Origin of the sequence: Klenkia terrae, assembly GCF_900491935.1 — a bacterium.
GTDB classification, from domain to species: Bacteria; Actinomycetota; Actinomycetes; order Mycobacteriales; family Geodermatophilaceae; genus Klenkia; species Klenkia terrae.
Map to the genome: position 1 here is coordinate 4,131,223 of NZ_UEXK01000004.1, position 12,125 is coordinate 4,143,347.

The 12,125-nt window shown below is 73.7% G+C and carries 13 protein-coding genes; 9 read left to right on the top strand and 4 right to left on the bottom strand.

Annotation, left to right across the window (positions count from 1 at the left end; genetic code table 11):
- The first annotated feature begins 3 nt into the window (after positions 1-3).
- From LFA75_RS20485 to LFA75_RS20510, 6 genes are all read left to right on the top strand, one after another.
- Positions 4-1,332 carry an AAA family ATPase gene (locus LFA75_RS20485; RefSeq protein ID WP_225235434.1) on the top strand — a complete coding sequence of 443 codons (1,329 nt, stop codon included), beginning with the start codon at positions 4-6 and terminating at the stop codon, positions 1,330-1,332.
- A gap of 5 nt (positions 1,333-1,337) precedes the next feature.
- Positions 1,338-2,258 carry a DUF58 domain-containing protein gene (locus tag LFA75_RS20490; protein ID WP_225235435.1) on the top strand — a complete coding sequence of 307 codons (921 nt, stop codon included), beginning with the start codon at positions 1,338-1,340 and terminating at the stop codon, positions 2,256-2,258.
- A complete protein-coding gene (locus LFA75_RS20495) occupies positions 2,255-3,211 on the top strand; it encodes a VWA domain-containing protein (protein WP_225235436.1) in 957 nt (318 codons plus the stop codon). The genes LFA75_RS20490 and LFA75_RS20495 overlap by 4 nt, the downstream gene beginning before the upstream one ends.
- A gap of 129 nt (positions 3,212-3,340) precedes the next feature.
- Positions 3,341-4,123, top strand: coding sequence for an amino acid ABC transporter substrate-binding protein (locus tag LFA75_RS20500; RefSeq protein ID WP_225235437.1), 783 nt, complete (start codon positions 3,341-3,343; stop codon positions 4,121-4,123).
- Positions 4,124-4,142: 19 nt separating this feature from the next.
- On the top strand, positions 4,143-4,811 hold the full coding sequence (locus LFA75_RS20505; protein WP_225235438.1) for an amino acid ABC transporter permease: 669 nt from the start codon (positions 4,143-4,145) through the stop codon (positions 4,809-4,811).
- The gene (locus LFA75_RS20510; protein WP_225235439.1) at positions 4,808-5,563 is read left to right on the top strand and encodes an amino acid ABC transporter ATP-binding protein; all 756 of its coding nucleotides are present in this window, start codon (positions 4,808-4,810) and stop codon (positions 5,561-5,563) included. Before LFA75_RS20505 ends, LFA75_RS20510 begins: the two co-directional genes overlap by 4 nt.
- Here LFA75_RS20510 and LFA75_RS20515 read toward each other — a convergent pair whose 3' ends face one another.
- The 4 genes from LFA75_RS20515 to LFA75_RS20530 form a co-directional block, all read right to left on the bottom strand.
- Positions 5,564-6,538: a quinone oxidoreductase family protein gene (locus LFA75_RS20515; protein ID WP_225235440.1), complete on the bottom strand. Its 975-nt coding sequence runs from the start codon at positions 6,536-6,538 to the stop codon at positions 5,564-5,566.
- Positions 6,539-6,598: 60 nt separating this feature from the next.
- A complete protein-coding gene (msrA, locus tag LFA75_RS20520) occupies positions 6,599-7,114 on the bottom strand; it encodes a peptide-methionine (S)-S-oxide reductase MsrA (protein WP_225235441.1) in 516 nt (171 codons plus the stop codon).
- 77 nt (positions 7,115-7,191) lie between these two features.
- Positions 7,192-7,821 carry a TetR/AcrR family transcriptional regulator gene (locus LFA75_RS20525; RefSeq protein WP_225235442.1) on the bottom strand — a complete coding sequence of 210 codons (630 nt, stop codon included), beginning with the start codon at positions 7,819-7,821 and terminating at the stop codon, positions 7,192-7,194.
- Positions 7,822-7,882: 61 nt separating this feature from the next.
- A complete protein-coding gene (locus tag LFA75_RS20530; protein ID WP_225235443.1) occupies positions 7,883-8,629 on the bottom strand; it encodes an SDR family NAD(P)-dependent oxidoreductase in 747 nt (248 codons plus the stop codon).
- 166 nt (positions 8,630-8,795) lie between these two features.
- Here LFA75_RS20530 and LFA75_RS20535 point away from each other — a divergent pair, with 166 nt between their 5' ends.
- From LFA75_RS20535 to LFA75_RS20545, 3 genes are all read left to right on the top strand, one after another.
- A complete protein-coding gene (locus tag LFA75_RS20535; RefSeq protein ID WP_225235444.1) occupies positions 8,796-10,010 on the top strand; it encodes a 3-deoxy-7-phosphoheptulonate synthase in 1,215 nt (404 codons plus the stop codon).
- A 126-nt stretch (positions 10,011-10,136) separates the two neighbouring features.
- Entirely contained in the window at positions 10,137-10,655 is a 519-nt protein-coding gene (locus tag LFA75_RS20540; RefSeq protein ID WP_225235445.1) for a VanZ family protein, read from the top strand.
- Between the two features lie 75 nt (positions 10,656-10,730).
- On the top strand, positions 10,731-11,933 hold the full coding sequence (locus LFA75_RS20545) for an HNH endonuclease (RefSeq protein WP_225235446.1): 1,203 nt from the start codon (positions 10,731-10,733) through the stop codon (positions 11,931-11,933).
- The last annotated feature ends 192 nt before the right edge of the window (positions 11,934-12,125 follow it).

Sequence of the window (12,125 nt, forward strand, 5' to 3'; positions counted from 1 at the left end):
GGCATGCGCGTCCCGCTGACCACCCGCGACTTCCTCGACCGCGCCGAGCTCGTCTACGGCGACCGGATCGGCGTCGTCGACGAGCCGACCCAGCCCGCACCGTCGCTGGGCGGGCTGACCTACCGAGAGGTCGCCCGGCGGGGCCGGGCGCTGGCCGCCGGGCTCGACGCCCTAGGGGTGGGGGAGNCGCCCGCCCCGTCCCCGCAGCAGCACACCCCACCGGCCACCGACGCGGCCCTGCTGGAGCGGGTGCAGTTCGAGGTCAAGCGGGTCATCGTCGGGCAGGACCGCCTGGTCGAGCGGATGCTGGTCGGCCTGCTCGCCCGCGGCCACGTCCTGCTCGAGGGCGTCCCGGGCGTCGCGAAGACCCTCGCCGTGGAGACGCTGGCCACCGCGGTGGGCGGGTCGTTCGCCCGCCTGCAGTTCACCCCGGACCTGGTGCCCGCCGACATCATCGGCACCCGCATCTACAAGGCCGGCCAGGACGCCTTCGACACCGAGCTCGGCCCGGTGTTCGCCAACTTCGTGCTCACCGACGAGATCAACCGGGCCCCGGCCAAGGTGCAGTCGGCGCTGCTGGAGGTCATGGCCGAGCGCCAGGTGTCCATCGGCGGCGTGACGCACCCGCTGCCCGACCCCTTCCTGGTGCTGGCGACGCAGAACCCGATCGAGAGCGAGGGCGTCTACCAGCTGCCCGAGGCACAGCGGGACCGCTTCCTGATGAAGGTGCTCGTGGACTACCCGACGCCGGAGGAGGAGCGGGAGATCGTCTACCGGATGGGCGCCAACCCGCCGCACGCCGAGACGGTCCTGGGCATCGACGACCTGCGCCGGCTGCAGCGCACCGCGTCGGGCGTCTTCGTGCACCACGCGCTGGTCGACTACGTCGTCCGCCTGGTGGTGGCCACCCGGTCCCCGCGCGAGCACGGCATGCCCGACGTCGCGAACTGGGTGACCTACGGCGCCAGCCCGCGCGCGACGCTGGGCCTGGTGTCGGCCAGCCGCGCCCTGGCGCTGGTCCGCGGCCGGGACTACGTGCTGCCCCAGGACGTCCTGGACATCACCGCCGACGTGCTCCGGCACCGGCTGGTGCTCTCCTACGACGCGCTGGCCGACGGCGTCCCCGCCGACCACGTGGTCAAGCGGATCGTGCAGAGCGTGCCGCTGCCGCAGGTCTCCCCGCGCCAGCGCGCCGGCGGGTTCGGTCCCGGGAGCCCCGGTGGCCCGCAGGTCCCGCAGGGTCCCTGGGGTGGCCCGCAGCAGGGCCCGCCGCAGCTCGGTCCCCAGCAGGGCCCGCAGGGTCCCCAGCAGCAGGGTCCGCAGTCCGCGTGACGTCGGTGGAACCCGTCCGGTTCGGCGAGGGCGGTGACGCCGGGGTCCTGCTGCGGCGCCTCGAGCTCACCGTGCGGCGCCGGCTCGACGGCCTGCTGCAGGGCGACCACCTCGGCCTCGTGCCGGGGTCGGGCACCGAGGCCGGCGACTCGCGCACCTACCACCCGGGGGACGACGTCCGCCGGATGGACTGGTTCGTGACCGCCCGGACGCAGACCCCGCACGTGCGGGAGACCATCGCCGACCGCGAGCTCGAGACCTGGGTGGTGCTGGACCTCTCGGCGTCCCTGGACTTCGGGACGGCGGCCTGCGAGAAGCGGGACCTGGCCATCGCCGGGCTGGCCGCGGTCAGCCACCTCACCGTGCGCGACGGCAACCGGCTGGGCGCGGTGGTGACCACCGGCGAGCGGGTGGACCGGTACCCGGCCCTGCCCGGCCGGCTGGCCGCCGACCGCATGCTGCGCCAGGTGGTGGCCACCCCGCGCGCCGAGGGCGGGCGCCGCGGCGACCTGGCCGCGGCGCTGGAGTCGCTGCGCCGGCCGCCCCGCCGGCGCGGGCTGGTGTGCGTGGTGTCGGACTTCCTCGGCGACGCCGAGTGGGAGAAGCCGCTGCGCGGGCTGTCGGTGCGGCACGAGCTGCTCGCCGTCGAGGTCGTGGACCCCCGCGAGCTGGAGCTGGCCGACGTCGGGCTGCTCACCGTGGTGGACCCGGAGACCGGCCAGATGCTGGAGGTGCCGACCGGCAACGACGAGGTGCGCCGCCGGTTCGCCGCCGGGGCCGCCGCGCAGCGCCAGCAGATCGCCCGCACGCTGCGCCGGGTCGGCGCGGGGCACCTGCAGCTGCGCACCGACCGGGACTGGGTGGCCGACGTCGTCCGGTTCGTCGCGGACCGCCGTCGCGCCGGGGCAGGGGGAGCGTCCCGATGAGCTTCCAGGCCCCGTGGTGGTTGCTGGCCCTGCTCGCCGTCGTGGCGCTGGCCGGGTTCTACGTGCTGCTGCAGCGCCGCCGGCAGAAGTACGCCGCGCGGTTCACCAACGTCGCGCTGCTCGGTGCGCTGGTGCCCAAGCGCCCGGGCTGGCGCCGGCACCTCGCGTTCGGCCTCGTCGTCCTCGGGCTGGGGGCGTTCGTGCTGTCGCTGGCCCAGCCCTCGACCGAGGTGCGGGTGCCGCGGGAGCGGGCCACGGTCGTGCTGGCGCTGGACGTGTCCCTGTCGATGCAGGCCACCGATGTCGAGCCCAGCCGGTTCGAGGCGATGAAGACCGCGGCCAAGGAGTTCGTCGACATCCTGCCGGCGCAGATCAACCTGGGCCTGGTGTCGTTCTCCGGCCGGGCGACCACGCTGGTGCCGCCGACCACCGACCGCGAGTCGGTCAGCGTGGCCATCGACAACCTGCAGCTGGACGAGGCGACCGCGATCGGAGACGCGATCCTGACGTCGCTGACCGCGATCCAGAACTTCACCTCGACGCTGCAGGACGCCGGGGAGGCGGCGCCGCCGGCCCGGGTGGTGCTGCTGTCCGACGGGTTCAGCACGGTGGGCGCCGAGCCGCTGGACGCGGTGGCCTCCGCGATCGCCGCGGAGGTGCCGGTGTCCACGATCGCCTTCGGCACCGACTTCGGCACCGTGGAGATCGAGGGCCAGTCGCAGCCGGTGCCGGTCGACCGAGCCACCCTGGAGCAGGTCGCCGACGAGACCGGCGGCAGCTACTCCGAGGCGGCGAGTGCGTCGGAGCTGGAGCAGATCTACGCCGACCTCGGCAGCCAGATCGGCTACACCACCGAGCCGCAGGACATCAGCCCGTGGTTCGTCCGCGGCGGCATCCTCTTCGCCTTCCTCGGCGTCGTCCTGTCCCTGCTCTGGACCAACCGCCTGCTCTGACCCAGGTGCTGCCGGTTGTGGGACCGGCCACCCGGCGGAATGCTCGGGGGCAGCCCGGGTTGTCCGGGTGAGCCCGCTCGACCGCGAGCACCTCGTCGGACCCCGAACCCCTGAACCCCGGAGCCACCCGTGCGCACCCGTGTGACCCTGACGCTGTCCCTCGCCGCCGCCCTGCTGCTGACCTCCTGCAGCGGGGGCTCCGACGACGGGGCCTCCGGCGGTGGGGACGGCGACGTCCTCCGCGTCGCCACCGAGGGCACCTACGCCCCGTTCTCCTTCAACGACCCGGACACCGACGAGCTGACCGGCTACGACGTCGAGGTCGCCCGGGCGGTCGGCGAGGAGCTCGGCATGGAGGTCGAGTTCAGCGAGACCACGTTCGACTCGATCTTCGCCGGCCTGGAGGCCGACCGGTACGACGTCATCGCCAACCAGGTGACGATCAACCCCGAGCGCGAGGAGAGCTACCTGTTCTCCACGCCGTACACGGTCTCCTCCGGCGTGGTCATCACGCGCGCGGACGACGACAGCGTCACCTCGCTCGCCGACGTCGCGGGCCTGACCAGCGCGCAGTCCCTCACCAGCTCGTTCTCCGAGGTCGCCACCGAGGCCGGCGCGACGATCGAGACCGTCGAGGGCTTCACCCAGGCGATCACGCTGCTCAAGCAGGGCCGCGTGGACGTGACGATCAACGACAGCCTCGCCTTCCTGGAGTACCAGAAGACCACCGGGGACGACGAGGTCAAGATCGCCGCGGAGATCGACGAGCCCAGCGAGCAGGCGCTGGTGTTCCGCCAGGACAGCGCCGACCTGCAGTCCCGCGTCGACGACGCGCTGGAGTCCCTGCGGGCCGACGGCACGCTGGCCGAGATCTCCGAGCGGTACTTCGGCGAGGACGTCAGCGGCCAGTGACCCGGCGGGCGGTGCGGCGGTGAACGGGATCGACTGGGACCTGGTCCGCAGCAGCCTGGGCCCGCTGTTCGACGGGCTGGTGACCGGGACGATCCCGCTCACCGCGGTGAGCTTCGTGCTGGGCCTGGCCCTGGCGGTGCTGCTCGCGCTGATGCGGCTGTCGGGCAACCGCCTGGTGGCGGGCATCGCCCGGGCCTACGTGTCGATCATCCGCGGCACGCCACTGCTGCTGCAGCTGTTCATCGTGTTCTTCGGCCTGCCGTCCCTGGGGCTGACCATCGACCCGTGGCCCAGCGCGATCATCGCGCTGAGCCTCAACGTCGGTGGCTACGCCTCGGAGGCCGTGCGCGGGGCGATCCTGGCGGTGCCCCGCGGGCAGTGGGAGGCGGCCATGACCGTCGGGATGAACCGGACGACCACGCTGCGCCGGGTGGTGCTGCCCCAGGCGGCCCGGATCGCCGTCCCGTCGCTGAGCAACACGCTGATCTCGCTGGTGAAGGACACCTCGCTGGTCTCCACCATCCTGGTCACGGAGCTGCTGCGCCGGGCGCAGGAGATCGCGGCGCCGAGCTTCGAGTTCTTCACGCTCTACGGCCTGGCGGCCGTCTACTACTGGGTGGTGTGCCTCGTGCTCTCCTTCGGCCAGACCCGGCTGGAGACCCGGCTGTCCCGGTACGTGGCCGCATGACCGCCCCGCTGCTCGAGGCCCGCGGGCTGGTCAAGTCCTTCGGGGACAACCAGGTGCTGCGCGGCGTCGACGTCGTCGTGCCGGCCGGGTCGGTCACCTGCTTGATCGGGCCGTCGGGCTCCGGCAAGACCACGGTGCTGCGCAGCCTCAACGGCCTGGAGCGGCCGGAGACCGGCACGGTCCGGGTCGGCGACGTCCACCTGGACTGGGCGGACCGCCCCGGCACCCGGGCGGTGGCCCGGCTGCGCGACCAGAGCGGGATGGTCTTCCAGGCGCACAACCTGTTCCCGCACCTGACGGTGCTGGAGAACGTGACGTCGGGTCCGGTGCTCGCCCAGGGCCGGCCGCGTGCGCAGGCGCAGGAGGAGGCCCGCGAGCTGCTGGCCCGGGTGGGCCTGGCGGACAAGGCGGACTCCTACCCGGTGCAGCTGTCGGGCGGGCAGCAGCAGCGCGTCGGCATCGCCCGGGCGCTGGCCACCACGCCCCGGGTCGTGCTGTTCGACGAGCCGACCAGCGCGCTGGACCCCGAGCTGGTGGGCGAGGTGCTGCGGGTGATGCAGTCCCTGGCCGCCGAGGGCTGGACGATGGTCGTGGTCACCCACGAGATGCGCTTCGCCCGGCAGGTCGCCGACCAGGTCCTGTTCCTGGACGGCGGGGTCGTGGTCGAGCAGGGGCCGCCGTCGGAGGTGCTGGTCGAGCCGCGGGAACCCCGCACCCGCCAGTTCCTGCAGCGTCTGCTCGACCCCCTCTGATCAGCGGGCGGGGTCGAGGACCAGCTTCCCGGTGCTGCGGCGCGAGCGGAGGTCCTGGTGGGCCTCGCGGACGGCGGTCATCGGGTACCGGCCGCCGATCACCGGGCGCAGGTCGCCGGCGGCGGTGAGCGCGAGCAGGTCGGTCATCGCGTCGTCCAGCATCTGCGGCCGGGCGGTGCAGTGCGCCAGCCAGAACCCGACGACGCCGCGACTGGTGCCCATGAGCGACGCCGGCGCGACCGCGGAGGCGGCCTGCCGGGAGGCCATGCCGTAGGCCGCGATCCGGCCGAACGGGGCCAGCGCGGACAGTGCGCCGTCGAAGACGTTGCCGCCGGTCATCTCCAGGACGACGTCGACCCGCTTCCCGCCGTTGGCCTCGCGCAGCGCAGCGGTGAACGCCTTGGGGTCGTCGTCGGCCAGCGCCGGGTCGACGGTGGCGTCGGCGCCCAGCTCCTCGGCCAGCGCGCGCTTGTCCGGTGACGACGCGGTGGCGATGACCCGGCCTGCACCCCAGCGCTTCGCGAGCTGGATGGCCAGCGTGCCCACGCCGCCCGCGCCGGCCATGACGACGACGGACTCACCGGCGGCCAGGTGGGTGCTGGTGCGCAGCAGGTGCCAGGCGGTGGTGCCCTGCAGGACCAGCGACAGCGCCTGGTCGTCGGTGACGCCGTCCGGCAGGGCCCAGGTCATCCGCGGGTCGGTGACGACGGTGTCGGCGTACCCGCCGCCGCCCAGCAGCAGCCCGACGACCCGGTCGCCCCCGCCGTCGGGCGTCCCCACGAACTCGGCGCCGGGGATCAGCGGCAGCTCCTGCTTGGCCAGGTAGGAGTCCTCGACCTGGTGGGTGTCGGCGTAGTTCACCCCGGCCGCGCTGACCCGGTACAGCTGCTGGCCGTCGGCCGGGGTGGGGTCGGGGAGGTCGACGACGTCGAGGACCTCGGGGCCGCCGAAGCGGGTGATCTGGACTGCACGCATGCCGGTCAGGCTAGGGGCGCCCCACCCCGGGTGGCCGGGGTGGGGCGCCTGCCGGGTGACTCAGCGGGCGGACTCCGCCGCGCGGCGGGGGAGCACCCAGTCCGGACGCACGTAGTGGCACGTGTAGCCGTAGGGGATCCGCTGCAGGTAGTCCTGGTGCTCCGGCTCGGCCTCCCAGAACGGGCCGGCCGGGCTGACCTCGGTGACGACCGGGCCGGGCCAGATGCCGGAGGCGTCCACGTCGGCGATGGTGTCGAGGGCGACCCGGCGCTGCTCGTCGCTGGTCGTGAAGATCTCCGACCGGTAGCTGCGGCCGACGTCGTTGCCCTGCCGGTCCTTCGTCGAGGGGTCGTGGATCTGGAAGAAGAACTCCAGCACCTCGCGGTAGGAGATCACGTCGGGGTCGAAGACGATCTCGACGGACTCGGCGTGGTCGCCGTGGTTGCGGTACGTGGCGTTCGGGGTGTCGCCGCCGGAGTAGCCGACCCGGGTGGAGAGCACCCCCGGGCGCTTGCGCAGCAGCTCCTGCGCGCCCCAGAAGCAGCCGCCGGCGAGGATCGCGGTCTCGGTGGTCATGGTGTGTCTCCCTCTCGTCGAGTACACCCCGGGAACACCGCGAGCACGAGCCTGCTTCCCGCGCGGGGTCCGGGGCCTCAGGTCCAGTCGCCGTCGTCCGTGCCCAGGTGCTCGCGGCCGAGCTCGGTGATCGGGATGGCCGCCATGCTCGTGAGGCCGATGTCGAGGAGGGTCGCGCGGGGCACGCCCGACCCGCCGAGCGTGGACATCCCCTCGATGAGGGCGACGAAGAACGCCCCCAGCGAGCCGGCGTCGGCGGCGGCGTCGATCTCGCCGGCGGCCTGGGCGTCGGCGATGCAGGCGCCGTAGTGCGTCTGCATCGACTCGAACGCCGCGGCGACCGTCGAGGCGACCTGGTCGTCCTGCGCGGAGAGCTCGACGGCGGCCTTGGTGAACAGCGACGGGGCCGCCTGCCCCCCGCCGTGCTCGACGGCGACCTTCACCAGCTGGGACCGGATGCGGACGAGGGGGCTGTCGGCCCCGTGCCGGATCGACTCGACGGCGTCGACGGCCTCGGCGGCGTCGCTGAGGAACGCCCGCATGAAGAGCTCCTTCTTGCCGCCGAAGGCGTTGTAGAGGCTCTGCCGCGCCAGGCCGGTGGCCTCCAGCAGGGTGTCCAGCGACGTCCCGGCGAAGCCCGTCTCGGCGAACGCCTTGCGGGCGCGGGCGATGACGTCGGCCTCGTCGAACGTGCGGGGTCTGGCCATGGTCGTCCTCCGGTTGGGGTTCTGGACCGCTCCGTCCATGATGGGACACCGGCAAGGGCGGTCAGGCGATCGAGGAGCCGCCGTCGACGTAGACCTCGCTGCCGGTCATCCCCGAGCTCTGGTCCGAGACCAGGAACAGGACGACGGCGGAGACCTCCTCGGGGCGCAGCACCCGGCCGAAGGGCAGCCCGGCGGCGATCTGCTCGACGAGTGCGTCGCCGTTGCCCGGGGCCAGGCCCTTGAGGCCGGGGGTCTCGGTGGGGCCGGGGATCACGGTGTTGATCCGGATGCCGCGCGGGGCCAGCTCAGCCGCCCAGGTGCGGGTCATCGTCGCGATGGCCGCCTTCGACCCGCCGTACAGCCCGAAGTTGCGCTCGGTCCCGGACGCCGCGGTGGACCCGGTCACGACGATCGCGGCACCGTCGGCCAGGTGGGGGAGGGCGCCCTGCACCGTCAGCGTGGTGCCGCGCACGTTGGTGCCGAACGCGGCGTCGATGTCGGCGGCGGTCACCTCGCCGAGCGGCTTGAACTCCCCGATGCCGGCGTTGACGTGCACGGCGTGCAGCCCGGTGCCGCGGGCGGCGACCACCTCGAACAGGGCGGCCACGTCGGCGGGGTCCGAGGCGTCGGCCCGGACGGCGGTCACGGCGTCGCCGAACTCGGCGGCCACCGCGTCGAGCTGCGCCTGACGCCGTCCGGTGAGGACGACGTGCGCACCCTCGGCGACGAACCGGCGGACGACCGCCAGCCCGATCCCCGAGGTCCCACCGGTCACCAGGGCGGTCTTGCCGTCGAGCACTGCGGTCATGACGATCTCCTCGAGGACGTTGTTGACTGAACGGTCCCGAACGTACGCCTTGCTGGACCGAGCAGTCAAAAACTTCTCGGGTGATCTGCGAGGCAGTGGTGCGTCCGGGCTCGCCGGTAACCTCCGCCCTCGTGCCCTCCGGGCACCCAGACGAGGAGCGCCCCGCATGACCCCCGACGAGCTCCTGCCCACCGCGACCCGGATCGCCGACGCCCTGCTGGAGGTGCAGCACCGGGTCAACGAGCAGGTCGACGCCGCGCAGGCGGAGCTGCTGCCCGGCGTGCACGCGGCGCTCGGCATCGCGCCGGGCGGGGCGGTCGACCCCGGGGACCTGGTCGACGCCCGGATCACCGGCGCCAGCGCGGTCGTCACGCCGGCTGCGGTCGCGGCGCTGGTCCCGCTGACCGCGGCGTCGGCGGACACCACCCGGGCCGGACGGCGGGCCGTGGGTGCCGTCGTCCGGGCCGAGGACGACCGGCTGGCCGTCATCGCCGGGCCGTGCTCGATCCACGACCCGGTCGCCGCGCTGGAGTACGCGGCCTTCCTGGCCGCGATGCGGGAGCGGCACGGCGCCGACCTCGAGATCGTCATGCGGACCTACACCGAGAAGCCCCGCACCGAGGTGGACTGGAAGGGCTTCGCCTACGACCCGTTCCTCGACGGCTCCAGCCGGATCAGCGTCGGCCTGGTCGCCACCCGGATGCTGATGGCCGAGATCACGGCGCTCGGCGTCCCGGTCGCCGCCGAGCCGCTCAACGCCCTGACCCCGCAGTACGTGGACGGCCTGGTCACCTACAACGGCGTCGGCGCCCGCAACGTCACCGACCAGACCGCCCGCGAGCGGGTGTCCGGGTTCTCCTCCGTGGTCGGGTTCAAGAACTCGCCGGAGGGCAGCATCGACGTGGCCGTCTCCGCGGTCATCTCCGCCCGGTCGCCGCACGACTTCCTGGGCGTCGACCGGCACGGCGTCTCCGCCCAGCTGGGCACCACCGGCAACGACACCGGGCACGTCATCCTGCGCGGGGACGCCGCCGGGCCGAACTACTCCGCGGCGCACGTCGCCGACACCAAGCGCCGGCTGGCCGCCCGCGGGCTGCCCGAGGTGCTGGTGGTCGACGCCTCGCACGGCAACAGCCAGAAGGACCACCTGCGCCAGATCCAGGTCGTGCGCGACCTCGCCGGCCAGGTGGCCGGCGGCGAGCAGGGCATCCGCGGCGTGATGGTGGAGAGCAACCTGGTCGCCGGTCGGCAGGACCTGGACCGGACCGCTCCCGGTTCGCTGACCTACGGGCAGAGCGTCACCGACGCCTGCGTGGACCTGCCGACCACCGAGGAGCTGCTCGCCGAGCTCGCCGCCGCCGTCCGGGCCCGCCGGGGCTGACGGGAGGCTTGGGCCTGGAGGCCGACCCGCTCGGTACCTCCGGAGGATCCGCCCGCCCGGCCGGCCGGTGATGCTCGGACTCGTGCCCGTCCTCCACCGCCCGACCGCACCGTGATCACGAACTGGGTGATCGACCACCCCTGGTCCAACGCCGTCGGCGCGGTGCTGCTGCTCGTGCTCGGGCTGCCGCTGGGGAGCTGGTTGGCCGCCCACCCGGGCCGGGCGCGCTGGGCGGCGGCGCTCTCGCTGGTCCCGGTCGCCGTCCTCACGATGGCCCCGACCGGACGGCGGTCCCCCGTCGTCGGCTGCACGGTGCAGTGGTCGCTGCCGCAGTTCGCGACCCCGGAGCTGATGGCGAACGTGTTGCTGTTCGCCGTCCCTGCTCTGCTCCTGACCATCGCCACCCGACGGCCGCTGGCGACGCTGGTCGGCGGCACCCTGTCGTCGGTCGGGATCGAAGCGGTGCAGGCCGTCGCCCTCGACCTCGGCCGGGCCTGCGACACCACCGACTGGTCGAGCAACACCTTGGGGACGGCGCTCGGCGTCGCCCTGGGCGGCGGTGCACTTCTGCTGCACAGCCGGTGGTCGCGGGCTCGTCGACGCCCCGACCGGCCGGCCCCCACGCCGACCACATATGCGCTCTGAGCTGCACGTTCGGCTTGTCTGGGTGAGCGCCGCGCGGTAGGATTCGAACACATATTCGAATGCCGGGGAGGTGTCGTGAGCGAGCTCGGGTCGGCCCTGGACAGCTTCGGAGCAGAGGACCTGCACGGGCTCACCGGTGGTCAGACCCTGGAGCGGACGGCGGTGCTGGTGGCGGCGCGGAATCGGCTGGATGCCGAGATCGCCCGCACTGCCCGGCACGCCGAGCTGACCCAGGCCCCTGAGCACGACGGGCTGGTGTCGATGCGGTCCTGGTTGATCGGGCACCTGCGGCTCTCGGCCGCCGAGGCGAGCCGGATCGTGCGGACCGGTCGCGCGCTGGAGCACTTCCCGGCGCTGGCCGCAGGGTTCGCCGAGGGTGCGGTGACCGCCGCGCAGGTCGACGTGGTGGCCTCGACGGTGGGGGAGCGGGAACGGGCCCGGGCGGCTGAGCAGGACGTCGACCTGGCCGCGTTCGACCGCACGTGGGCAGCGCTGGCTGTCTCCTCGTCGCACCAGACCCTGGCGGTGGCGGTGAAGGCGTTCGAGGCCGCCCTGGACCCCGACGGTGCTGAGCCTGACCCCACCGAGGACCGGCGGCTCAGCGTGGCCACGCACGCCGACGGCAGCGTGACCGGCCGGTTCGACCTGGATGCGGTGGGCGGGGAGAAGGTCAAGGCGGCGCTGGAGTCGATCGTGCAGGCCGACCGGCCGCAGGGTGACCTGCGATCGCGGTGGCAGCTGAACGCCGACGCGCTGGTGCAGCTGGCGGACAACCAGCTCGCCGCCGGGGACCTGCCGGTGCTGCGGACCCAGAAGCCGCACGTGGTCGTCACGGTGAACGCGGACGACCTGGTCGGCGAGGGCACCGGGCCCGGGACGGCGGCCACCGGCTTCGGTGCGGTCATCTCCGCCGCCCGGGCCCGATGGTTGGCCTGCGATGCGGTGGTCTCCCGGATCGTGATGGGCCCCGACGGGGTCCCGCTGGACCTGGGCCGCGCCCACCGGGTGGTCACCCCGGCGCTTCGGCGGGCGGTGGTGGCGAGGGACAAGACCTGCGTGTTCGCCGGCTGCTGCGCACCCCACCACTGGGCCGATGTCCACCATCTCGTGCACTGGGCGCACGGCGGGGAGACCTCGCTGGAGAACTCGGCGCTGCTGTGCGAACGGCACCACACCAAGGTCCACCACGGGTTCCGCATCGAACGTGACGCCGGTGGGCGATGGCGTACCTACCGCCCCGACGACACCGAGATCCTCCTCGAACCACGCCTCGTCTGACCCCGGCGGCGGTCAGAGCTGCGGCTGCGGGGGGGGGGGGGGGCCTTTGGGGGGGCTCCCGGCCGGGAAAACCCCACCCCGGTCCCCCCCCCCGCGCAGCCCGGGCCCGGCCTGGCGAACCGGGCCTGCTCTTTATACCCACTCGACCGCCCCCCAGCACCCCCCGTTTCTGCGTCCCTCGACCCCCCTCTC

Excerpts from the sequence above, each read along its gene's own strand:
- LFA75_RS20515 (WP_225235440.1), bottom strand. The coding sequence starts at position 6,538 with ATGCGTGCAGTCCAGATCACCCGCTTCGGCGGCCCCGAGGTCCTCGAC.
- LFA75_RS20530 (WP_225235443.1), bottom strand. The coding sequence starts at position 8,629 with ATGACCGCAGTGCTCGACGGCAAGACCGCCCTGGTGACCGGTGGGACC.
- LFA75_RS20535 (WP_225235444.1), top strand. The coding sequence starts at position 8,796 with ATGACCCCCGACGAGCTCCTGCCCACCGCGACCCGGATCGCCGACGCC.
- msrA (WP_225235441.1), bottom strand. The coding sequence starts at position 7,114 with ATGACCACCGAGACCGCGATCCTCGCCGGCGGCTGCTTCTGGGGCGCG.
- LFA75_RS20495 (WP_225235436.1), top strand. The coding sequence starts at position 2,255 with ATGAGCTTCCAGGCCCCGTGGTGGTTGCTGGCCCTGCTCGCCGTCGTG.
- LFA75_RS20525 (WP_225235442.1), bottom strand. The coding sequence starts at position 7,821 with ATGGCCAGACCCCGCACGTTCGACGAGGCCGACGTCATCGCCCGCGCC.
- LFA75_RS20510 (WP_225235439.1), top strand. The coding sequence starts at position 4,808 with ATGACCGCCCCGCTGCTCGAGGCCCGCGGGCTGGTCAAGTCCTTCGGG.